Origin of the sequence: Lentzea roselyniae (assembly GCF_039537795.1) — a bacterium.
Classification (GTDB): Bacteria; Actinomycetota; Actinomycetes; order Mycobacteriales; family Pseudonocardiaceae; genus Lentzea; species Lentzea atacamensis.
Genome location: NZ_BAABBE010000007.1, coordinates 228,427 through 249,224, shown reverse-complemented (window position 1 = coordinate 249,224; position 20,798 = coordinate 228,427). Strand labels below are relative to the sequence as shown.

21 protein-coding genes and 1 pseudogene are annotated in these 20,798 nt (G+C 68.2%); 5 read left to right on the top strand and 17 right to left on the bottom strand.

The features are described from left to right. The first annotated feature begins 18 nt into the window (after positions 1–18). Positions 19–1,194 (top strand): SGNH/GDSL hydrolase family protein, encoded by a 1,176-nt coding sequence (locus ABFX45_RS15190; RefSeq protein WP_346130456.1) that lies wholly within the window; start codon positions 19–21, stop codon positions 1,192–1,194. 99 nt (positions 1,195–1,293) lie between these two features. Here ABFX45_RS15190 and ABFX45_RS15185 read toward each other — a convergent pair whose 3' ends face one another. The 12 genes from ABFX45_RS15185 to ABFX45_RS15130 all read right to left on the bottom strand — a co-directional run bounded on the left by ABFX45_RS15185 (position 1,294) and on the right by ABFX45_RS15130 (position 15,004). After that, positions 1,294–2,223 (bottom strand): hypothetical protein, encoded by a 930-nt coding sequence (locus tag ABFX45_RS15185; RefSeq protein ID WP_346130454.1) that lies wholly within the window; start codon positions 2,221–2,223, stop codon positions 1,294–1,296. Beyond that, positions 2,220–4,262 (bottom strand): PQQ-dependent sugar dehydrogenase, encoded by a 2,043-nt coding sequence (locus ABFX45_RS15180; RefSeq protein ID WP_346130452.1) that lies wholly within the window; start codon positions 4,260–4,262, stop codon positions 2,220–2,222. The genes ABFX45_RS15185 and ABFX45_RS15180 overlap by 4 nt, the downstream gene beginning before the upstream one ends. A 125-nt stretch (positions 4,263–4,387) precedes the next feature. Further along, positions 4,388–5,326 carry a LamG-like jellyroll fold domain-containing protein gene (locus ABFX45_RS15175; RefSeq protein ID WP_346130450.1) on the bottom strand — a complete coding sequence of 313 codons (939 nt, stop codon included), beginning with the start codon at positions 5,324–5,326 and terminating at the stop codon, positions 4,388–4,390. Then, complete coding sequence (locus ABFX45_RS15170; protein ID WP_109636120.1) at positions 5,326–7,356, bottom strand: PQQ-dependent sugar dehydrogenase; 2,031 nt, start codon at positions 7,354–7,356, stop codon at positions 5,326–5,328. The genes ABFX45_RS15175 and ABFX45_RS15170 overlap by 1 nt, the downstream gene beginning before the upstream one ends. A 188-nt stretch (positions 7,357–7,544) precedes the next feature. Next, a complete protein-coding gene (locus tag ABFX45_RS15165) occupies positions 7,545–8,324 on the bottom strand; it encodes an ABC transporter ATP-binding protein (protein WP_233439454.1) in 780 nt (259 codons plus the stop codon). Positions 8,325–8,347: 23 nt separating this feature from the next. Next, the gene (locus ABFX45_RS15160; RefSeq protein ID WP_346130447.1) at positions 8,348–9,355 is read right to left on the bottom strand and encodes an ABC transporter substrate-binding protein; all 1,008 of its coding nucleotides are present in this window, start codon (positions 9,353–9,355) and stop codon (positions 8,348–8,350) included. After that, a complete protein-coding gene (locus tag ABFX45_RS15155; protein ID WP_233441940.1) occupies positions 9,352–10,173 on the bottom strand; it encodes an ABC transporter permease in 822 nt (273 codons plus the stop codon). Before ABFX45_RS15155 ends, ABFX45_RS15160 begins: the two co-directional genes overlap by 4 nt. Positions 10,174–10,273: 100 nt before the next feature. After that, positions 10,274–10,960, bottom strand: coding sequence for a phytanoyl-CoA dioxygenase family protein (locus ABFX45_RS15150; protein ID WP_346130444.1), 687 nt, complete (start codon positions 10,958–10,960; stop codon positions 10,274–10,276). A gap of 4 nt (positions 10,961–10,964) precedes the next feature. Beyond that, positions 10,965–11,948: an ABC transporter ATP-binding protein gene (locus ABFX45_RS15145; protein WP_112225945.1), complete on the bottom strand. Its 984-nt coding sequence runs from the start codon at positions 11,946–11,948 to the stop codon at positions 10,965–10,967. Continuing rightward, complete coding sequence (locus tag ABFX45_RS15140) at positions 11,948–12,769, bottom strand: carbohydrate ABC transporter permease (protein ID WP_109636105.1); 822 nt, start codon at positions 12,767–12,769, stop codon at positions 11,948–11,950. Before ABFX45_RS15140 ends, ABFX45_RS15145 begins: the two co-directional genes overlap by 1 nt. Next, positions 12,766–13,632: a carbohydrate ABC transporter permease gene (locus tag ABFX45_RS15135; RefSeq protein WP_346130441.1), complete on the bottom strand. Its 867-nt coding sequence runs from the start codon at positions 13,630–13,632 to the stop codon at positions 12,766–12,768. The genes ABFX45_RS15140 and ABFX45_RS15135 overlap by 4 nt, the downstream gene beginning before the upstream one ends. Next, the gene (locus ABFX45_RS15130; protein WP_346130439.1) at positions 13,625–15,004 is read right to left on the bottom strand and encodes an extracellular solute-binding protein; all 1,380 of its coding nucleotides are present in this window, start codon (positions 15,002–15,004) and stop codon (positions 13,625–13,627) included. Before ABFX45_RS15130 ends, ABFX45_RS15135 begins: the two co-directional genes overlap by 8 nt. Before the next feature lie 134 nt (positions 15,005–15,138). Between ABFX45_RS15130 and ABFX45_RS15125 the strand changes: the two genes are divergently transcribed. Continuing rightward, on the top strand, positions 15,139–16,257 hold the full coding sequence (locus tag ABFX45_RS15125) for an alpha/beta hydrolase family protein (RefSeq protein WP_346130437.1): 1,119 nt from the start codon (positions 15,139–15,141) through the stop codon (positions 16,255–16,257). A gap of 77 nt (positions 16,258–16,334) precedes the next feature. Continuing rightward, positions 16,335–17,195 (top strand): class A beta-lactamase, encoded by an 861-nt coding sequence (bla, locus tag ABFX45_RS15120; RefSeq protein ID WP_109636474.1) that lies wholly within the window; start codon positions 16,335–16,337, stop codon positions 17,193–17,195. On the opposite strand, the gene ABFX45_RS15115 is transcribed toward bla, so the two are convergent. The 4 genes and pseudogenes from ABFX45_RS15115 to ABFX45_RS46450 form a co-directional block, all read right to left on the bottom strand. After that, a complete protein-coding gene (locus ABFX45_RS15115) occupies positions 17,188–17,589 on the bottom strand; it encodes an ATP-binding protein (protein ID WP_146771643.1) in 402 nt (133 codons plus the stop codon). The two genes, bla and ABFX45_RS15115, sit on opposite strands and share 8 nt — an antisense overlap. Positions 17,590–17,671: 82 nt before the next feature. After that, on the bottom strand, positions 17,672–17,971 hold the full coding sequence (locus ABFX45_RS15110) for an ATP-binding protein (protein WP_346130434.1): 300 nt from the start codon (positions 17,969–17,971) through the stop codon (positions 17,672–17,674). Positions 17,972–18,134: 163 nt separating this feature from the next. Then, the gene (locus ABFX45_RS46455) at positions 18,135–18,488 is read right to left on the bottom strand and encodes a phosphopantetheine-binding protein (protein WP_428834151.1); all 354 of its coding nucleotides are present in this window, start codon (positions 18,486–18,488) and stop codon (positions 18,135–18,137) included. Positions 18,489–18,972: 484 nt separating this feature from the next. Then, positions 18,973–19,593 (bottom strand): annotated as a pseudogene (locus ABFX45_RS46450) (condensation domain-containing protein); the annotation flags it as partial. A gap of 42 nt (positions 19,594–19,635) precedes the next feature. Here ABFX45_RS46450 and ABFX45_RS15100 point away from each other — a divergent pair. Both ABFX45_RS15100 and ABFX45_RS15095 read left to right on the top strand, forming a co-directional pair. Beyond that, positions 19,636–19,812 (top strand): hypothetical protein, encoded by a 177-nt coding sequence (locus ABFX45_RS15100; RefSeq protein WP_346130430.1) that lies wholly within the window; start codon positions 19,636–19,638, stop codon positions 19,810–19,812. Next, the gene (locus ABFX45_RS15095; protein ID WP_346130428.1) at positions 19,809–20,309 is read left to right on the top strand and encodes a 2'-5' RNA ligase family protein; all 501 of its coding nucleotides are present in this window, start codon (positions 19,809–19,811) and stop codon (positions 20,307–20,309) included. Before ABFX45_RS15100 ends, ABFX45_RS15095 begins: the two co-directional genes overlap by 4 nt. Here the strand turns inward: ABFX45_RS15095 and ABFX45_RS15090 are convergent. Beyond that, complete coding sequence (locus tag ABFX45_RS15090) at positions 20,250–20,759, bottom strand: sigma-70 family RNA polymerase sigma factor (protein ID WP_109636086.1); 510 nt, start codon at positions 20,757–20,759, stop codon at positions 20,250–20,252. The genes ABFX45_RS15095 and ABFX45_RS15090 overlap by 60 nt on opposite strands. Between the last annotated feature and the right edge of the window lie 39 nt (positions 20,760–20,798).

The window sequence follows — 20,798 nt, the reverse complement described above, 5'->3', positions numbered from 1 at the left end:
GCTGCCAAGGTCGAGTGCATGACGCGCTTTCTGCTGGCAGTGGCGTTGTTGGTGGCGGCGGCCTCACCTGCCCAGGCCGCACCGGCCCGATGGGTCGGCACCTGGGCCACCGCACCGTCCTCCGCCGTCCCCGGAACCGAGAACGGCTACCCGAACCACACCATGCGCAACATCGTGCACGTCAGCGCGGGCGGCAAGGAGATCCGCGTCCGCCTCTCCAACGCCTACGGCCGCACGCCGATCCTGTTCGGCCAGGTGACCGTGGCCCGCGCGGCCGGCCCGGACACACCGCTCGCGTTGCCCGGCACCATGCGCACCCTGACGTTCGGCGGCTCCCAGTCGATCACCGCCCCGGCCGGAGCCGACGTGATCAGCGACGGCGTGGCCCTGAACGTCCCGGCCGACTCCGACCTCCTGGTCAGCGTCTACACCCCGTCGCCAGGCGGCCCGGTGACCCACCACCAGCTCACGATGCAGAACTCCTACTTCACCCGCGACGGCAACCACGCGGCCGACGAGTCCGCCGCGGCCTTCCGCGAACGCACCACCAACTGGCACTACGTCTCGGGCGTGGACGTCCGCTCGTCCACCCTGCGCGGCAGCGTCGTGGCGCTCGGCGACTCGATCACCGACGGCGCCAACTCGACCTGGGGCGCCAACCTGCGCTGGCCCGACCAGCTCGCCGACCGCGTCAACACCCGCCTGGGCGTGCTCAACGCGGGCATCAGCGGCAACCGCCTCCTGCGCGACGGCGACTGGGCAGGCCCCAACGCCCTAGCCCGTCTCAACCGCGACGTGCTGACCCAGTCCGGCGTCCGCACGGTCATCGTCCTGGAGGGCATCAACGACATCCAGCAGACCCCGCACGAGACCGACCCCGCCAAGATCATCGCCGCGCTGAAGCAGATCGCGTCCCGTTCCCACGACCGCGGCCTGCGCGTCATCGGCGCCACCATCACGCCGTTCAAGGGCTGGCGCAGCTACACCGAGGAGCTCGAGTCGGTGCGGCAGGCCGTGAACGCGTTCATCCGCACCAGCCCCGACTTCGACGCCGTCGTGGACTTCGACCAGGTCATCCGGGATCCGGCGGACCCGCAGCGGATCCGGCCCGACTACGACCAGGGGGATCACCTGCACCCCGGTGACAAGGGGTTCGAGGCGATGGCGAAGGCGGTCCGGATCGCCACGTTGTGAGCTGGTCGAGCGCGCCCGGCCGATGATCTTCGTGGCCCTCGTCCGCTGACGGGCGAGGGCCACGGCGCCGCGATTCCACGCGGGACAGAATGTGAGTGATCAGCCCTTCATCCAGCGGTACTGCAGGTGCACCTCCCACGGCCTCACGACGCGATCGAGGAACATCAGGCTGTCCATCCGGCAGTTGCAGGCGTTGCCCTCACGAGTGTTCTGCGGGTAGCTGCCCCCGATCTTGATCCCACGCGGATCCGTGGCCGACGCCAGATCCGGCTCCGGCTCACCTGCCAGCTTCCACGGGTCACCCGCCACGACGTACTTGCCCGTCAGCGGCTTTCCGTTGCGGTACAACGCCATCGCGCCCGTGTCGAAGTCGAACGTCGCCGCGAGGAACACCCACTCGTCCTGAGGCAGCAGCTTCTTCCAGTCTTCCGTCGCCGCGAACGTTTGCGACTCACCGCCGTCGATCCGCCGCGCCAGTGCGACGAGCTTCAGTTCGCCGTCGACCCCGATCAGCTCCAGCAGCGCGCGCACCGCGTGGCCGTTGGAGTCGCCGGAGAGCACACCCGCGAGGCCGACAGCGCCGTAGAAGTCGTCCGGGTTGGCCGAGTTGGAGTTCGGGGCCGGGTTCTGGCCCGTCATCTTCACCCAGCCCATGATCGACGCCTGGCGCGTGCCGTTGAACGCCCGCAGGCTCGGCACGCCGGTTTCGTTGTAAAGGCCGGCCTTCCAGTCGTCGTTGCCGGCGGCAGCGGGGTTGATCTGCTTGAGCTGCATCGACGTGCGGCTGTGCCGGAACGCTCCGTCTCGTACGCGCATGCCGGCGCCACCGTTGATCAACGACAGCTGTGTGCCCGAGCGGCCTCTGTCCTGTTCCAGGGCCTTGTCGCCACGCACCGGGTGTTCGAAGTCGTAGTACGACACCAGGTTGCGCGACAGCGTGGGCAGGACGGTGCCGAACGTGGCCTGTGCCGGGGCGGCCAGGCTGACGCAGAACGCGGTGACCAGCCCGGTCACGAACAGTCGCCTCATCGGTCCACTCCGGTTCCTCGCACGCGCAGGTCGCGCAGTCTGCCGATGTTGTCGAACGAGCCGAAGCCGACGCGGCCGGACGAGAACGTCTTGTCCACGGCGGTCATCAGCGGGTAGGGCGAACCGTCCACGTACACGGCGATCTCCCCGGTTCCGCTGCAGTGCTTGACTCGCACGCGATGCCACGCCGTGTCCGACACCGCGGGCGGGGCACCGACGGAACGTGCGGCGTCCCATTGGTGATCGAGGCGCAGCCGGTCCGCGTGGTTGACGACGAAGATCCCGTTGTGCGGGTAGATCTTGTTGTCCGACGACAGATGCGCGTAGTAGAACTCGCTGTCCGAGCGGTGGCCGAACACGATGATCACGTCGCGGTTGAACTCCGACACCGGGGTGTCGAGCCGCACGGACGCGTCGAACTGCACCGACCCGAACGCCGGGCCCTTCTTCAGCACCGCGTACTCGAACGGCCGGCGCGGGCCCGGACGCGCGATTCCCGGTTGTGCCAGCACTACTTCACGGCCGGGGAACTGCCACAGCGCAGGCGTGACCGGCTCCCACCACCGTGCGGACGTGGCACCGGCGACGAAGTCGTGGCCCGCGCGGCAGGAGGCGAAGGTGCGGGCACCCGTCACCTTCCAGATCTTGCCGTTCGCCTTGGCCAGCACGTAGAGCTCGCCGGCCGCGTCCTGGCCGAAGCGGAGGTCGACGCGGTTCGGGTCGTTCACGAGTGCCTTGAGCGTGGTCAGCCGGCCATACGCGTAGACCATCATCTCGCGCGTCGCGGCCATCGGCCGGCCCAGCCGCATCTCGCGTTCCTCGGCGTAGTAGATGAGGCCTTTCACGCCCTCGCCGTAGATGTACTTGCCGCGCAACGAAGGGATCTTGGAGCCGCGGTAGACGAAGCCGCCCATCAACGCGTTTCCGCTGTCCGCGCAGGGCCGCGAGGAGGCGAGCCGGTTGTGGTCGAACGCCGCGACGGGATAGGTGTAGCCGTACTTCGCGTCGTCGGCGGGCAGCGGGAACACACCGCAGGACGGGTCGCCGCGCCGGAACTCCCAGATGCCCTCGCGTTCGCTCCAGCCCAGGTTGGCACCCTTGCGCACCTCGTACACGGAGTCGACGGCCTTCTCGCCGATGTGGCCGAGGAACATCCTGTGCGAGCCGCCCGCGTCCCAGCTGAAGCGGTACGGATCGCGCATGCCGTAGGCGTAGATCTCACCCAGCGCACCGGCACGGGACAGGAACGGGTTCGACCGCGGGATGCTGTACTGACCGTTCACCCCGTTGCGACCGGCCGGGTCGATGCGCAGGATCTTGCCCTGCGGCAGCCCCAGATCCTGCGGCACCGTCGACGACACCCCGATACCGCCGTCACCCGACGCGATGTACAGCAGGCCGTGGTCCTCGTTCCACCAGCGCGCGGTCGGGTTGAAGCCGATCTCCTGGAAGCCGTGGATGAACGTGGCGTAGCCGACGCGCAGGATCTCGCGGCGGGTGCCGGAGAAGACGTCGGCGCGAGGGTCTGACGCGGTCCACTCGGTGATCACGCCGTGCACCTGCATGTCGGCCGGTGAAGGCAGATCCGGCTTCTTCGTCGTCAGCGCGGCACCGGTTTCGGTGTGCACGGTGTAGAACTTGCCGTTGCGCTTGAAGTTCGGGTGGAACGCCGCGAAGCCGAACCCGCTGCCCAGACCGCGATGGGTGTGGAAGTCCGGGCCCACCGCCGCGCCCAGATCGAGGTACGCGTGCTGAACCCCGTTGTCCAGCAGGTAGAGCTTGCCGTTCATGTCGGGCACGAACAGGCGGCCCGAGCCGTCGGGCACCTCGCCGAGGTGGTTGATCCGGTTGTGGCGGCGCAGGCGGGCATCGGTCGGCGGCGGCACGGGCCTGGACTCCGGCAGCTGCGCGACCTCGGTCAGCTCCAGGCCGATGCCCGACGTTCCCGGCGTGGGCAACGGGTCGGCGATCGGCGCGCCGGGCTGGGCCGACGCGATGGGCACGAACAACGCTGAGAGCACGAATGTTGTGACAGCCAAGCGAGACAACCGTCTGGACATCCCCACCACCCTGTGGGCCAGGCCGTGGCAGCACGGCAGCGGAAAGCGCTTTCCAATGCAGCGGCACCCGGAATCTACCCAGCCAGCAGGGTGGTTACAACCCCTCACCTCCGACCTTTGATCACCCACTCGTACTGCGCGCGAACCTCGTCGGCGGTCAGCACGCGGTCCAGGAACAGGAGCCCGTCCAGACGGCAGTTGCAGGCGTTGACCTCGCGGTTGTTCTGCGGGTGACTGCCACCGATCTTGATGCCGCGCGGGTTCGCGGCCGAGGTCGTGTCGGGCTCGGGAGGTCCGATGACCTTCCACGGATCGCCCTTGACCGCGTACGAACCTTCAACCGGCTTGCCGTCGACGTACAGGCCGATCGTGCCGTTGTCGAAGTCGAACGTGCCCGCGAGAAAGACCCACTTCCCTTGGGGCATCAGCGTTTTCCAATCGGCGTTCGACACCCAGAACTGCTTGCCGGAGCCGTCCACCCTGCGCCCCAACGCGATCAGCCGCATCGCGCCGTTGTGGTTCTCCGTCTCCAGCAACGCGCGAGCGGCGTGACCGTCGGAGTCACCCGACAGCACGCCCGCGAACCCGATCGCGCCGTAGAAGTCGCCGGTGCCCGAGCTGTTCGAGTTCCGCGCCGGCGCCTCTCCGGTGATCTTCACCCAGGTCATGATCGACATGCCGCGCGCCTTGCCGAACGCCTTCATCGACGCGACACCGGAAGAGCTGTGCACGCCCGCTTTCCAGTCGTCGTTGCTCTTGCTGTTCGGCCGCACCTGCTTGAGCTGCAACGACGTTTTCGAGCCGGGGAACGCGCCGTCCGCGACCCGCATCGCCGCGCCGCCGTTGACGAGTGAGATCGGCGTGCGCGAGTCGGCGCGGCCGATGTCGTCCTCCTTCTCGGGATCACCGGCCAGCGGGTGTTCGAAGTCGTAGTGGTGCACGATCGCGGCCGCGATGCCGGGGAACACCTCCGAAGGCGGCTGAGCCTGCGCCGGTGCGGTGAGCGCGAGCACCAGGCAGAGTCCCGGCAAAGCTTTCCTCATCACTGTCCCTTCCCGGTGATCCGGAGGTCGGCGACGCGACCGATGTTGTCGAAGGAACCGAAGCCGACCCGCCCGGACCTGAGCACCGTGTTCGTCGCCGTCATCAGCGGCTGCGACGAGCCGTCCACGTACACCGCGATCACGCCCGTGTCCGCGCAGTGGGTGACGCGGACGCGGTGCCACTTCATGTCGGTCACGGCGGGTGGCGCGCCGACCGAGCCGTTCCACTGGTCGTCGATGCGCAGCCGGTCGGCGTTGTCGACGAGGAAGATCCCGTTGTGCGGGTAGATCTTGTTGTCCGACGACAGGTGCACGTAGTAGAAGCGCGTGTCCGACTGGTGGCCGAACACGATCACGACGTCGCGGTCCTTCCGTGAGACCGGCGTGTCCAGCCGCACCTGCGCGTCGATCGTGACGTTGCCGAACGCCGGCCCCTTGGTGACGACGGCGTACTCGTTGGGACGCCGCGGACCGGGCCTCGCCGCGCCCGCCTTGGACAGCACCACTTCGGTGCCGGGGAAACGCCAGCGCGAGGCGGTGACGGGCTTCCAGTCGCTCGCGGCCGTGACACCGCTGACCACGTCACTGCCGGAAGCGCAGGCCTCGAGCGTCTGGACGGTGCCGGTGACCTTCCAGATCTTGCCGTTCGCCTTGGCCAGCACGTAGAGCTCACCCGAGGCGTCCGTGCCGAACCGCAGGTCGACGCGGCTCTTACCGGCCAGTGTCCGCATCGTCGTGCGCTTGCCGGCCGAGTCGTACACCGCGAGCTCGAACGTCTTCGCGATCGAGGCACCGGCCCGCATGTCCTTCTCTTCCGCGAAGTACAGCAGGCCTTTCACGCCCTCGCCGTAGACGTACTTGCCCTGCAACGCCGGAATCGCCGTGCCGCGGTAGACGAACCCGCCGATCAACGCGTTGCCGCTGTCCCCGCAGCCGCCGTTGGGCCTGTTGTGGTCGAATCCCGCGACCGGATACGTGTAGCCGAACTTCGCGTCGTCGGCCGGCAACGGGTAGAGCTGGCACTTGGGATCGTTGCGGCGGTAGGTCAGGTGACCTTCCCGTTGCCCCCAGCCGAGGTTCGCGCCGGGCTTCACCTCGTACACCGACTCGACGACCTTCTCGCCGATGTGCCCGAGGAACATCTTGTGCGTGCCACCGGAGTCCCAGCTGAACCGGTACGGATCGCGCAGGCCGATCGCGTACAGCTCGGCGAGCGCGCCAGGCCTGCCCAGGAACGGGTTCGACGGCGGGATCCCGTACTTCTTGTTGCCGCTGTTGGATCCCGCCGGGTCGATGCGCAGGATCTTGCCCTGCGGCACCTTCACGTCCTGCGGCACATCGGATCGGTAACCGATGCCACCGTCGCCGACGGCCAGGTACAGCAGGCCGTCCGGGCCGAAGCCGATCTCCTGGAACCCGTGCAGGTACATGGCGAACCCGACGCGCAGCAGCTCGCGCCGGGTACCGGCGAACGTCGCGGCCTTCGGGTTGGTGGCGGTCCACTCGGTGATCACGCCGTGCACCACCGCGTCCGAGGGCGACGGAAGATCCGGCTTGCGGTTCTTCAGGGCGTCCTTCGCCTCGGTGTGGGCGGTGTAGAACTTGCCGTTGGCCGCGAACTGCGGGTGGAACGCGGCGAACCCGAACCCGCTGCCGAGTCCCTGGTGGTTGTGGAAGTTCCCGCCGATCGTGGCGCGGACGTCGAGATACGCGCGCTGCCCGCTGCCGTCGCGGTTCAGGGTGTAGAGCTTGCCGTTCATGTCCGGCACGAAGAACCGGCCGGAGCCGTCCGGAATTTCGCCGAGGTAGTTGACCCGGTTGTACTGCTTGAGTCTGCTGTCACCGGCGGCGGGCGTGGTCGACGACTGCGGCAGCCGCGCGATCTCCTGCAGCCTGACACCGATGCCGGACGGTGCGGGCGCCGGCAGCGGGTCCGCGACAGGGCCGGGCTGGGCGGCGGCCTGGGGAACCAGGGAAGCCGCGGTCAGGGCAAACGCGGCGAACACGACCGCGAGCGGTCTCACTGACATCGCACCACCTCGTGGATCAGCTTCGGAAAGCGCTTATCACGCGGCGGCTTGCCAGACTTTACCCACGATTCCCGCTGGATCACAAGAGGACGTGTCAAGTCCTGTCATGTGCCGACGGTGTCACGGCGGCCATGCCGAGCACCTCACGGTCTCCCAGTCGGTGCCCGGCCGCAGGCGCTCGACACCGGTCAATCGTGCCCTGTCGCGGCTCCCAGCAGTTCCCGGATGTGCGCGGTCACCGCCGCGAACTCCGGGCGCGCCATCGTCGCGGAGTAGTCCCGCTCGGACGGCAGGTCCACGTCGATGACCTCCTTGACCACCGCGGGCCGTCGCGTCAGCACGATCACCCGGTTCGCCAGGTACACCGACTCCGCGATCGAGTGCGTCACGAGCAGCACCGTCGTGCCGGTCTCCCGCCACACCCGGTGCAGCTCGACGTTCATCTGCTCGCGCGTCAACGCGTCCAGCGCGCCGAAGGGTTCGTCCATCAGCAGCACCCGCGGCTCATGCAGCAGCGCCCGGCACAACGCCACGCGCTGCTGCATGCCACCGGACAACTCGTGCGGCAAAGCGTTCTCGAACCCCGAGAGCCCGGTCATCTCGATCAGCTCGTCGGCCCGCCTGCCCGCCTCCACCGAGCTCATGCCGCGCATCTCGGCCTGCAGCAGGATGTTGCGCCGCGCGGAACGCCATTCCAGCAACGCCGCCCGCTGGAACACGAACCCGATGTCGTGCCGCGGCCCGCGCACCTGTTCGCCGAGCAGCGTCACCGAGCCCGAGGACGGCTGGAGCAGCCCGGACACCAGCTTCAGCAGCGTCGACTTGCCGCACCCGGACGGTCCGACGATGGACACGAACTCGCCGGGTGCGACGTCGAGCGAGACCCGCTCGATCGCGGTCGTCTCCGCGCGCTTCGACTGGAAGCGCACGGAGACGTCGTCGATCGCGACGGCGGAGGTGGCAATCACACCAGAGCTCATCCCTGTTGTGCTCATCCTTTCGGGGCAACGCTTTCTTCCCAGTAGGCCGACGGCTCCGAGGCCTGCTTGATGATGCCGGTCTGCTGGAACGTGTCGATGGTCTTCTTCCAGTCGTCCACGGTGTTGACGCCCGGCGCCTTGTCCTTCGTGGCATCGGTGTGCAGCAACGTCAGCGTCGTCTTGAACTGCTCCAGCACGACCGTGGGCGACGGCAGCTGCTCCGCGGCGCCCTTCATCGACTCGGCCGCGGCCTCCGGTGCCTTCTCGGCCGCGCTCCAGGCCTCCTGAGTGGCCGCCACCATCTTCTTCACCAGCTCGGGATCCTTCTGCAGCATGGCCTTGCTGGTGAGCAGGCCGTTGCTGAAGTAGTTCAGCCCGAACTCGGAGAACCGGAGGTAGCCCACGTCCTTGCCGGACTTCTCCTTGATCGTCGGCCCCTGGTCGGACGCGAAGCCCAGCAACACGTCCGTACGGCCGGAGATCACCGCGGCCATCTTGCCCGCAGGGTCGATGTTCTGGATGGAGACGTCGGACTCCTGCATGCCGTTGCGCTTGAGGAAGGCGGGGAACGTCTTGGTCAGCGCGTCACCCGCGGTCGTGGCGACCGACCTGCCCTTGAGGTCCTCCGGCTTCTTGATGTTCTTCTCGCTGAAGAACTGCACGGACGCGGGCGTGGTCTGCAGGTACACGCCGACGCTCTTCACCGGCACGCCCTGCTCCACGGCGGTGGCGAGCGCGGACGTGTCGGCCCAGCCGAAGTCGGTCTGCCCCGCACCCGTCGCCTGCACGGTCTTGCCGGAGCCCTGGCCCGCCTGGATCTTCAGCTTGATGCCGTGCTTCTCGAAGATGCCCTGCTTGACTCCGTAGTAGAACGGCGCGTGTTCGCCGTACGGGTACCAGTTGAGGGTGAGTGTGACGTCCTTGGCCTCACCACCGGGCTGCGCCGGGCTGCCGCCGCCACCACCGCAGGCGGCAACCACCAGCATCGCGGGGAGAAGACCTGCGAGCAGTTTCCTCATGTTCCGCCTTTCGCTAGAAGGGTTGTGACGGCGGCGCCACGCCTGCTGGAGTGCCACGGGAGCATCAGCTGTTCGGCGAGGTCGAGCAGGAGGAAGAGCAGGATGCCGACCACCGAGATGACGATCAGGCCTGCGAACAGCATCGGGGTGTCCATGTTGCCGTTGGCCTGCAGGATCACGTACCCGAGGCCTTCGTTGGAACCGACGAACTCGCCGACCACGGCACCGGTGACGGCCAGCGTCACGGCGACCTTCAGGCCGGCGAAGAGGTGCGGCAGCGCGGCCGGGAAGCGGATCTTCACGAACGTCTTGACCGGGCCGCCGCCCATCGTGGCCGCGAGCTCGAGCATCTCGGTGTCGACCGACTTCAGGCCGGTGACTGTGGAGATGACGACCGGGAAGAACGCCATCAGCACGGCGACGATCACCTTGGGCTCGAAGCCGAAGCCGAGCCACACGACGAACAGCGGCGCGACGGCGATCTTCGGGATGACCTGCGCGAACAGCAGGATCGGGTAGGCCGTGCTCTCGATGGTCCGCGAGTACACCATCGCCACGGCCATCAGGACACCGAGTACGCCCGCGATGACGAAGCCGAGGATCGTCTCGTAAGTGGTCACCCACGTGTGACCCCAAAGGTAGGACCACTTGTCCACGAGCAGGTCGAACGTCTTGCCCGGCGACGGCACCAGATAGGCCTCGACGAGGCCGGTGACGGTGATGAGGTGCCAGATCACGAGGCAGGCGGCGAGCAGTGCGGCGGGACGCCACGATCGCTCGGCCACACCACGCCAGCGGTCCCCCGGAACCGGTTTCACGGAGCCCCCTCGGTCGGAAAGCGCTTTCCCGTACGCTATGGCCGCCTCGCTGACCGGTCAAGGTGGAGGATCGATCAAGCTGGACCAGACCACCGACGAATCACGGCACCGGGGCGTAGACGTTGCCCGCGTGGTCCCGGCCGCGCGCGAGATAGATCCGATGATCTTCGGCCTTTAGGAACCGAACGGTTGTCGGCATGTACCGCATGGTGTAGCCGCACCGCCGCAGCGAACTCCGGTTCGGCGGACTGCCGTGCACCAGCATTGCCGAGTGGATGCTGCACGCGCCGCGCTCCAGCTCCACGTCGACGGCGAGCGACTCGTCGACGGAGGTTTCCTGGTTGAAGAAGGAGTCGTCGTTGCCCCGGTGGGAGACGGCCGCGAGGTGGCTGCCGGGGATCACGCGCAGGCAGCCGTTCTCCGCGGTGGACGGGTCGATGGCCAGCCACACCGTGATGGCGTCGCCCGCCGGGTCGATCGTGTCGCGCCAGAAGTGCGCGTCCTGGTGCCACGGCACGGGTTTGCCGTCGCCTGCGGGTTTGCAGATGAAGTGCGACGAGAACAACGCGATGTCCGGGCCGATCAGCGACTCGACGAGATCCAGCACGTCCGGGTCCAGCAGCCACTCGAACAGCGCCGGGTCGGTCAGGTGCGGCACGTCCATGTGCTCGGGCCGCTGACCCTCCGGCAGTGCGGCGAGCTTGGCCTCGAAGTGCCGGGCCAGTCCCTCGAACTTCGAAGGAGTAAGCACGCCGGCGTGCGTCTCGTAGCCGTCGGTCTGGAACATCGGGTCACCTCACGAGTAGGCCGGTCTCCTTGTCATAGCGCAGAACGCGTGCGGGCGGGGCGTCCACGGTCACCGCGGTGCCGATGGCGGGCTCGGCGTCCTCCGGCACGATGTAGCCGATCTGGTCCTCGCCGCAGTCCAGCGTCACCAGCGACGTCACACCGAGGTTCTCCACAATGGACACCGAGCCGGTGAACAATCCCGAGGCTGAGGGCGTCAGGTACTCGGGGCGCACGCCGATGATCTCGGAGCCGCGCGGCACCAGGTTCATCGGCGTCGAGCCGATGAAGTTCGCGACGAACGTGTCCGCGGGGCGCTGGAACACCTCGCGCGGCGTGCCGAGCTGCCGGATCCGGCCGGCGTCCATCACCGCGATCCGGTCGGCCAGCGCCAGCGCCTCTGCCTGGTCGTGCGTCACGAACACCGTCGTCAGCTCCAGCTCACGCTGCAGCTTCTTCAGGAACGTCCGTGCTTCCAGCCGCAGCCGTGCATCCAGATTGGACAGAGGCTCGTCCAGCAGCAGGACCTCGGCGGACGCGGCGACGGCACGAGCCAGTGCAGCTCGTTGCTGCTGGCCACCGGAGAGCTGGCCCGGCCGCCGGTCCAGCAGCGCCCCCAGGCTCAGCCCACCCGCCGTGCGCACCGCGGTCTCCTGCTGCACGGACTTCGCGACACCCCGCACCCGCAGCGGATAGGCGATGTTCTCCGCCACCGTCATGTGCGGGAACAGCGCGTAGTCCTGGAACACCATCGCGACCCGGCGGTCACCTGGCTGCAGCCGGGTGACCTCGCGCGGGCCGATCGACACCGCTCCCTCGGAGGCGCCCTCGAGGCCCGCGATGGTGCGCAGCAACGTGGTCTTGCCGCAGCCCGACGGGCCGAGGAGGGCGAACAGCTCGCCGTCGGAGATCTCCAGATCCAGCTCGTCCACCGCCCGCACCCCGTTGGGGTACACGGTGGACAGACCGGCGATCGTGATGCCCGCCATCAGCTCTTGATGCCTCCGTGGAATCGGAACCCGTACCGCTTGCTCACGAACAGGTACAGCACGACCACCGGGATCGAGTACAGCAACGAGAACACCGGGATCACCGTCAGGTTGGCGCTGCCGCCCTCGTCGTACAGAGTGCGCAGCAACACCGCCGCCGGCTGCTGGCCGACGTCGCGCAGCAGCAGGAACGGCAGCAGGAAGTTGCCCCAGGCGTTGACGAACGCCCAGACGAAGATCGTGGCCACGCCGGGTCGCGCGACGGGCAGCACGACGTGGCTCAGCATCTGGCGGGGCGAGGCGCCGAACACCCGCGCCGACTCCTCGTAGGAGCGCGGCACGGCGTCCATGAAGTCCTTCAGGATGAAGATGGCCGCGGGCAGCATGCCGCCCGCGATCACCAGCGCGGTGCCGAAGTGCGAGTTGATCAAGCCGAGCTGCAGCATCATCACGAAGATCGGCACCATCGCCGCCGTGCCGGTCACCACCGACGACAGCAGCAACAGCAGGTACAGCAACAGATCCCGCCCGGGGATCCGCACCCGCGACAACGCGTAGGCCGCCAGGGCCGCCAGCACCGTCGTCACGACCGTGGCGATCGCGCACAGGATCAACGAGTTCACCAGCGAGGACAACGTGAACGGGTGGTCGAAGGTCGCCGCGACGTTCGACAGCGTCCAGTCCGGCCACCGCAGCCCGAGACCGGGCTTCGAGTCGAACGGCGCCGACGCCAGCCACAGCATCGGCACGGCGAAGAACGCCAGCACCACGGTGATCAGCACGTAGAAGCCGATCCGCCGGACCATCCACAGAGGACTCATGCCCGCCTCCGCAGGAGCCTCAGGTACACCAGCGCGATCGCCAGGTTGCCCAGCAGCAGCAGCAACGACATCGCCGACGCGTAGCCGAGCTGCCCGCTCTCCAGCGCCTGCCGGTAGATCAGCACAGGCAGCACCTCGGACTGGTGGTTCGGGCCGCCGGAGGTCAGCAGGAACGGCGTGAAGTCGTTGGCCGTCCACAGGCTGATCAGCAACGTGTTCGTCAGCACGTGCCCGCGGATGTGCGGGAACACCACGTCCCGCACGGTCTGCCGGCCCGACGCACCCACCAGCCGCGCCGTTTCCAGCTGCGACGGCGGCACCGCGGCCAGGGCCGAGGTGTAGAGCAGCATCGAGAACGCCGTGCCGCGCCAGATGTTGAAGATGATCAGGCTGGTCATCGGGTACTGCACCAGCCACGACGTCTCCGGTGAGCCGAGCAGCAGCCCCAGGGTTCCCGTGTCCCTGCTGAGCACCGCGAACCACAGGAACGCCACGACCGTGCTGGGCAGGATCCACGAGAGCAGCACCAGGCCCTCGATCGTGCGCCGCAGCCACGGGCTGGTCGACCGCAGCAGCCACGCCAGCGCGAAGCCGAGCACGTTCTGCCCGATGACCGCGGAGAACAGCACGAACAACGCCGTCAGCCACACCGAGTTGGTGAACAGCGGGTCGCGCACGGCCTCCACGACGTTGTCCAGCCCGACCACCTGCGGGTTCGCCGACGCGGGCCCGGTGAGCTGGTAGTTCGTGATGCCGATGTAGAGCGTCCACAGCGCGGGGAAGACCAGGAAGATCCCGATCAGCACCAGCGCCGGCGCGACGAACGCCAGACCGCGCCGGACGCCGAGACCGGAGCTATCCAATGTTCTCCTCGCCGACCGCCTTCACCAGCGCCTCGCGGTACGCGCGAGCAGCGTCGTCAGGACTCTTGCCGGACACCACGTCCGCGGTCGCCTGCTGCAGCGCCGCCGACACCCTGGGGTAGTTCGCGAGTCCCGGCCGGTAGCGCGTGATCGGCAGGACCTTCTCCGCGACGAACGACAGCATCGGGTCGCCGGACAGCACCTGGTCGTTGACGTCCTGCCGTTGCGTCAGCTGCGCGGTGCCCGCGAGCGACTCCTTCACCGCCTCGGCGGAGTTGAGGAACTGCATGAACTCCCACGCCTGCTTCGGGAACTTCGTGTTCGGGTTGATCACCCGCACGCCACCGCCGGACATGCTCACGAAGTCCTGCCCGCCCACGCCCGCACCGGCCTGTTTCGCGGGAACGAGTGCCCAGCCCACCGCGGCGTCCCGGTCGGCCATCTTCGCCACGCCGTTCTTCGGCTCCACCACGGAACGCCAGAAGTAGTCGCTCTCCAGCAGGATGCCGATCTTGTTCTCGCTGAACAGCTGGAACGAGCGCTGCCTGCCGTTGGCCTCCTGCTGCAGCACGGGATCGCCGAGCCCGCCGCCGTAGATCTTCTGGTACAGGCCCAGAACGTCCTTGAGCTGAGCAGAGTCCCCTTGCCACTTGCCGTTGTCGTAGACGGGCTTGCCGGTGCCGACGAGTGCGGGCAGCACGCCCTGCATGGTCGTGGCCTCGCCCATCGCGGTGCCGGCGTTGAGCTGGATCGGCGTGACACCGGCCAGCGACTTCAGCTTCGCGCCCGCGTCGAGCACGTCCTGCCACGACCTGGGCTGCCACTCGGCAGGCAGTCCGGCCTGCGCGAACAGCTTCTTGTTGAAGAACAGCACGCGCCCGTCGGTGCCCATCGGCACGCCGTACCGCTTGTTCTCGAACTCGCCGAGCCCTTGCACGGCCTTGGGGATCTGGTTCCAGCCGTCCCAGTCCGTGCTGCCGACCACGTCGTCCAGGGGCTTGATCTGGCCGGCCTGCGCGAACTCGCCGAGCCAGATGCCGTCGATCTCGATGATGTCGCCACCACCGCCGGTCTTCAGGTCGAGCGCGACCTTGGTCTTGTAGTCCTCGTCGCCGGTGCCGTTCTGCTCGAACTTGATCGTGGCGGTGACACCCTTGGCCTTCTGCTGCTCGGTGAACTTCGGGACCACCCAGTTCTGCAGCCAGTTCGCCCCGCGCGCGTTCTTCCCGCCCGCCGCCGCGTTGGCGACGATCGTCAGCGTGATCTCCTTGGCGTCGGCGTTGCGCGCCTGATCACCCTGCTGTGACTGCCCCAGGCAGCCCGCGAGCAACCCGCACGCCGCCAGCAGCCCGAACCCCGTTGTCCGCCGCATCCGTGATCTCCCCACCCAGAGGACCAGCTGGTACGTCAGCACCCAACATGGCACTGGATCATCGCGGCCACAAGCTCTCAGCCCCCTCTCAGCGCGCGCCTGGGAGGCTCACGCGTGAAGGGGGTAGATCAACAATGCAACTGCTTCTGGCGGCCGTCCTGGCTGCCTCCGCACTCGTGACGCCGCAGCTCAGCGGCCCGTTCCCGGTCGGAACGTTTGACGCTCACCTGGTCGATTCCACACGGCTCGACCCGTTCCAACCGTCGAAGAACCGGGAACTGATGGTGACCATCAGCTACCCGGCCAAGCGCACGGGAACACGGGCGCCGTGGCTGAGCCCCGGCTTCGCGGAGGTCATCGACCCGATCATCTCCAGCCCTGCCTACCTCGACATCCCTGCGGGGACGGTCGACTGGGCGGGCACGCCGCGACAGGCCCGTGTGGACGCCGCCGCGGTGCCGGGCACGTGGCCGGTGGTGCTGTTCTCGCCAGGTCTTCAGACGCCGCGCGAGTTCTACGCGGGCGCCGCCGACGATCTGGCGAGCCGCGGCTACGTCGTGGTGACCGTGAGCCACACCCACGAGACGGTGGCCGTGGAGTTCCCGGGCAACCGCGTCGAGCGGGGCCTGATGCAGGACGGCAAGCCCGAAACGATGAAGAAGGCCATCGACGCGCGGGTGGCCGACATGCGGTTCGTGCTGACGCGACTGCCGCGACTGCACAAGTGGGCGGACACGAGCCGAGTCGGGATCGCCGGGCACTCCTACGGCGGCTACACGGCGGGCGAGACGATGGCGCACGACCGCAGGTTCGACGCGGGCATCAACATCGACGGCGCGATGGAGCACACCGGCGAGGGCGGCACCTACGCCCCCGGTGACGTCGTCACCAAGGGTCTGGACCGGCCGTTCCTGCTGTTCGGCGGCGACCTCGGCGAACGGGAACTGTCGCACGTCGACACGAGCCTGACCAGGACGTGGGCCGACTTCTGGCCCAACCAGCGCGGGTGGAAGCGGGACGTGCACCTCGACAACGGCGCGCATCTCGGCTTCAGCGACCTGCAGTGGTCGGTGCCGCAGATCGCGCAGATCTCCCCGGAACGCCGCGCGGGTCTCATCGGCACGATCAACCCCGAGGACGCGCTCAAAGCCCAGCACGACCACGTCGCCGCGTTCTTCGACCTCCACCTCAAGCACCGGAACACGACGCTGTTCGACCGGCCACGCCATCCGGGGATCCGCCTGGTGCAGTGACGCGAAACCCGCTCGGACGACCTCCCGAGATCAAATACCGTGGAGGGGTGACCGCTCGACGCACCCTGCTCAAGACGATGACCCTGCTCCCCCTCGCCGGATGCGCGGCCACCCCGGCCACGCCGACGACGACCGCTTCACCGACGACAACGACCAGCGCGGCGCCCGTCCGGCACGACGCGCTGGTCGAGCTGGAGAAGAAGTACGACGCGCGGCTGGGCGTCTACGCGGCCGGTGTCGGCACGATCGAGCACCGCGCGGACGAGCGGTTCGCGTTCTGCTCGACGTTCAAGGGCCTGGCCGCGGCGGCTGTGCTGCACCGCAACCCGATGACGCATCTGGACAAGGTCGTCACCTACACCGAGGCCGACCTGATGAAGAGCTCGGCCATCACCAAACGGCACGTCCAGACCGGCATGAAGCTGCGCGACCTGTGCGACGCCGCCGTCCGGTTCAGCGACGGCACGGCCGGCAACCTGCTGCTCCGTGAACTCGGCGGCCCTGCCGAGCTCACGAAGTACCTGCGCGAGCTCGGCGACGACGTGACCCGCATGGACCGGATCGAGCCCGCCATCACCGAGGCCACGCCCGGCGACCCGCGCGACACCGCCACTCCGCGCTCACTCGGCACGGACTACCAGCGGCTCGTCCTCGGCAACACTCTTGACCAGGAGAAACGCGGCTTCCTCACGGATCTGCTGGAGCGCTCGGTGACCGGAGCCAAACGAATCCGGGCGGGCGTGCCGCAGGGCAGCAGGGTCGCGAGCAAGACCGGCACCGGCGACTACGGCACGGCCAACGACATCGCCGTCGTGTGGCAGCCGAGCCGGGAGCCGATCCTGATCGCGATCATGTCCAGCAGGTCCACCGCGGACGCCAGATACGACGAGGCGCTCATCGCCGAAGCCGCCGCCTACGTCACCAAGACCCTCACCTGACCGACGACACGTCCGCCCACACGGTCTTCGAGTCCGGGTACCGGTTGTGTCCCCACACCTGCGCCAGACCGTTGACCAGCAACAACCCCCGCTGCCGTCGCCCGAGGAACCCCATCCGTCCCAGCTGCGGGAACCGGCCTGGGGTTCCGTCGTCGACCTCCACCCGCACAACTTCACGTTCCGGCAGGCGGAGAATGCGGGCACGGCGCGGCGGGGCGGCGTGGTGGTAGGCGTTGCTCACGAGCTCCGTGGCCACGACCATCACGTCGACCACGACGTTCTCGTGCATCCCCAGCAGGAGGCGGCGGATCTCCGCCCGCACGTTCGCGAGCGGCAGCATTCCCTCCGGTAGGACGAGGTCCAGGCGTTCGCTGGACCGTCCTGCAATACCCATCAGCATCTCCCCGTGCCCTGTTCACTCAAGGCAGGAGGATCCGTACCCAGGCGTGCGTACATCGAAACCCACCGAACTTCGTTCACAACTCTCGGGGCAGATCCGCCCACACCACGGTGCCGCCGCGAGCACGGTCGACACCCCAGCGATCGGACAGTCGCGCGACCAGAACCAGGCCGTACCCGCGCTGCGGCCGGGAGACCTTCCGCAGCGGCGGATTGGCACGGGCGTCGTGCTCGATCTCGATGCGGATCTTGGACTTCTCCACGACCACTCGCAGGAACGACGGTTCGGACGTGTACCGGTACGCGTTGCTGACCAGTTCGTTCACCACCAGCAGCACGTCGGCGACGCAGTCGGCGTCCTCGCCGGTCAGCTCCACCCGGACCCAGCGCCGGACGGTCGCGAGAGTCGGCCGTTGCCTGCCCAGGGGCAGATGAGCCGGCTCACCCGTCCTCGCTGCCTGGTCGCGCGCCAAACCGCTCCTCGAGGTCTGTTGATCAGTTCTGGCGCGGAGTACCCGACTGCATCAGCCACCAAACCAACTACAGGACGCCCTCCTCGACGTCCGCGTCGAGCGCTTCCGCGACCGCAGCGACGGTAGGTGCGGCGAAGAACGATCGCAAGGAGACGATCGGCCCGTGTTTTCCACGCAGGACCTCGACGAACCTGGTGGCCTTGAGGCTGTCGCCACCAAGTGTGAAGAAGTTCTGGGTACGGCCGATCTCGTCGAGCCCGAGCAGGTCCGCCCACAGTGCGGCGATCTCGGTTTCCAGTTCTCCTTGTGGCGCCGTTGATTCCGTGCGAGGTGTGACGAGTGCCGCAACGGCTTGGCGGTCGACCTTGCCGTTGGCGCTCAACGGGGTCTCGTCGAGCAGTTCGACGTGGTCCGGAATCATGTGTGCGGGCAGGCGTTCGGAGACGATGGCCGCGTCCACTTCGGACCCGGTCACCGCCGCGACGAGCCGTCCCTGCGACACCGCAGCTGCGGTCAGGCGTTTCCGCGGCGTGCCGGAAGAAGTCGGCGTGCAGCGTGCGGTCCGGTATAGGCCCGTCGGTGGCGTTGACCTGTTCGCGCACCTGCCGTTGCGCGGCGGGCAACAGGTCGGGGATCTCCGCCCAGTCACCGGTCGCCAGATGGTCCACAAGGGACAGGTAGGCCGCGAACATGTCGTCCAGAACGCCGTCGGGGAACAGCTCGTCGACCGCGTCCCAGTTCAGCTCGACACCGCCGGCCGACTCGGTGACCTGGTGGTCGAGCCACACCTGCGGGGTCTGCGACACGCCCCGGACCTGCTGGTCGAACAAGGTGCTCGGTTGTTCGACGCCGACGCCCAGGGCGCTGGTGAACACGACCGGTATGCCTTCCGGCAGCGACCGCATGACCCGCGCGGCCGAGACGCCGCGGTGGTCGATGGCCTGCCAGAGCCGTTCGTGCGCGAACTTCGCCCGGTCCAGCCAGGTCTCTCCCTCGCCGCACGCCACCAGCAGCAACGACGTGAAGTCGCCCATCGCGCTGGTGATGTCCGGGTGAACCTCGGCGCGATCGAACAGCGTGACGTTCAGCGTGAGGTCACCGCGCCCGCTCCACCGGCCGAGAACCTCGGCGAACGCGGCCATCAGCACCGCGGACGGCGTCCGCCCGTGCTCGCGTGCCCGCTCCACGACGGATTTCCAGCGGCCGGAGTCGACGTGTGCGGTGCGGCGGCTGAAGACCGGGGTGACGTCGGCGGGGTCCTTGGCCAGCGGCAGTTTCGGTGCCGACGGCAGCTCCAGCGCGTCCCAGTAGTCCTGTGAGGACGGTTCCGGCAGGCTCAGGACGTAATCTCGGAACGACACCCCGATCGGCGGCAGCACGGTGTCCGGGCGGTCGTAGAGCGTGCCCAGCTCGGCGTAGAAGATGAGGATGCTGAGCGCGTCCAGGATGAGGTTGTCGATGCCGATCGCGACCCGGTTGCCGTCGACGGTGACCGGGAACAGCGGCCACTGCTCCGGGTCGAACACCGGCTGCACCGCGATTCCCGCGCCACCGCGGGAGCCTTCGGCGTGGTGTTGTTCGTCGCGGGCATCGGGCTGACGTTCATCCTCGGACCGCTGCTGAGCACCGGGCTCTACGAGGTTGAGCCGGTCGTGCCGGTGATCGCCGCCGCGGTGGCCGCCGCGCTCGCCTTCGGTCTGTCGCTGCGAAAAGTCACGCCGCGCACGCCACAATCGGTGGCGTGAGGCTGTCCGTCGCGATCTGGCCGCCGCCGGAGATCGTCGCGGTGCTCGGTGCGCTCCACCGGGCACCGGGCGTGCGGTGGTCGGCGCCCGAACAGTGGCTCGTCAAGGTGCGGCCGCTCGGCACCGTGCCCGAACGGGTCGTGCCCGGCCTCGTCGAGGCGTTGGCCGAGGAACTCGACGGCGCGCCGGCGGCCAGGTGCGTGCTCGGCCCGCGCACCCGTCCGATCGGGCAATGGCTCGGCGTGCCGGTGTCCGGTCTCGACGAGCTCGCGGCAGCGGTGTTCGGCGCGACCGCGCCCATCGTTCCCGTGACGCATCCTCAGCCGTTCCAGGCCGATGTGGTCGTCGCGCGCGGCCGGGTGCCCGCGTCGGTGGCGGGTGAGGCGATCAGTGGCGAGTGGATCGCCGACGGGATCGCGTTGGTGGCCGATCGAAGCTCACCCGGCAGGCCGCGGTTCGAGGATCTGACTCGCTTCGAGCTGGAACGCCCGGCGTAGCTCGCACAACGCGTAGTGCGTGCGGGACTTCACCGTCCCCGTCGGCACGCCCAGACACACAGCAGCCTCGGTGTAGGTGCGGTCGTTGTAGTAGAGCTCGGTCAGCACGCGACGGTGTTCATACGACAGAGATGCGAGCACCGCCTCCATCAACAACGCGTCGACGACACGCTGAGCGTGATCTGGAACTGGTTCCGGTTCGTGTTCTGCGGTCTCGTGCGGCCGCACCGTCCTCGCCCGCACCCGGTCGATGACGACGTTGCGCGCCACCGTGATCAGCCAGCCGCGAGCGGAGGATCCGTCGGCGAACGACTCGGGATGCCGCCAGGCCCGCAGGAAGGTCTCCTGCACGACGTCCTCGGCGGCCGCGCGGTCTCCGGTCAGCCGGGTCGCGAAGTTCAGCAGACAGTGGTGATGATCCTCGTAGAGCACGCGTAGGAAGTCGTGCATGCGGGTCAGTGAAATCGACCCCCGCCCGACGGACAACGA

Excerpts from the sequence above, each read along its gene's own strand:
- ABFX45_RS15090 (WP_109636086.1), bottom strand. The coding sequence starts at position 20,759 with ATGCACGACTTCCTACGCGTGCTCTACGAGGATCATCACCACTGTCTG.
- ABFX45_RS15145 (WP_112225945.1), bottom strand. The coding sequence starts at position 11,948 with ATGGCGGGCATCACGATCGCCGGTCTGTCCACCGTGTACCCCAACGGG.
- ABFX45_RS15130 (WP_346130439.1), bottom strand. The coding sequence starts at position 15,004 with ATGCGGCGGACAACGGGGTTCGGGCTGCTGGCGGCGTGCGGGTTGCTC.
- ABFX45_RS15115 (WP_146771643.1), bottom strand. The coding sequence starts at position 17,589 with ATGGGTATTGCAGGACGGTCCAGCGAACGCCTGGACCTCGTCCTACCG.
- bla (WP_109636474.1), top strand. The coding sequence starts at position 16,335 with ATGACCCTGCTCCCCCTCGCCGGATGCGCGGCCACCCCGGCCACGCCG.
- ABFX45_RS15190 (WP_346130456.1), top strand. The coding sequence starts at position 19 with ATGACGCGCTTTCTGCTGGCAGTGGCGTTGTTGGTGGCGGCGGCCTCA.
- ABFX45_RS15185 (WP_346130454.1), bottom strand. The coding sequence starts at position 2,223 with ATGAGGCGACTGTTCGTGACCGGGCTGGTCACCGCGTTCTGCGTCAGC.
- ABFX45_RS15160 (WP_346130447.1), bottom strand. The coding sequence starts at position 9,355 with ATGAGGAAACTGCTCGCAGGTCTTCTCCCCGCGATGCTGGTGGTTGCC.
- ABFX45_RS46455 (WP_428834151.1), bottom strand. The coding sequence starts at position 18,488 with ATGATTCCGGACCACGTCGAACTGCTCGACGAGACCCCGTTGAGCGCC.
- ABFX45_RS15125 (WP_346130437.1), top strand. The coding sequence starts at position 15,139 with ATGCAACTGCTTCTGGCGGCCGTCCTGGCTGCCTCCGCACTCGTGACG.
- ABFX45_RS15140 (WP_109636105.1), bottom strand. The coding sequence starts at position 12,769 with ATGAGTCCTCTGTGGATGGTCCGGCGGATCGGCTTCTACGTGCTGATC.
- ABFX45_RS15170 (WP_109636120.1), bottom strand. The coding sequence starts at position 7,356 with ATGTCAGTGAGACCGCTCGCGGTCGTGTTCGCCGCGTTTGCCCTGACC.
- ABFX45_RS15175 (WP_346130450.1), bottom strand. The coding sequence starts at position 5,326 with ATGAGGAAAGCTTTGCCGGGACTCTGCCTGGTGCTCGCGCTCACCGCA.
- ABFX45_RS15150 (WP_346130444.1), bottom strand. The coding sequence starts at position 10,960 with ATGTTCCAGACCGACGGCTACGAGACGCACGCCGGCGTGCTTACTCCT.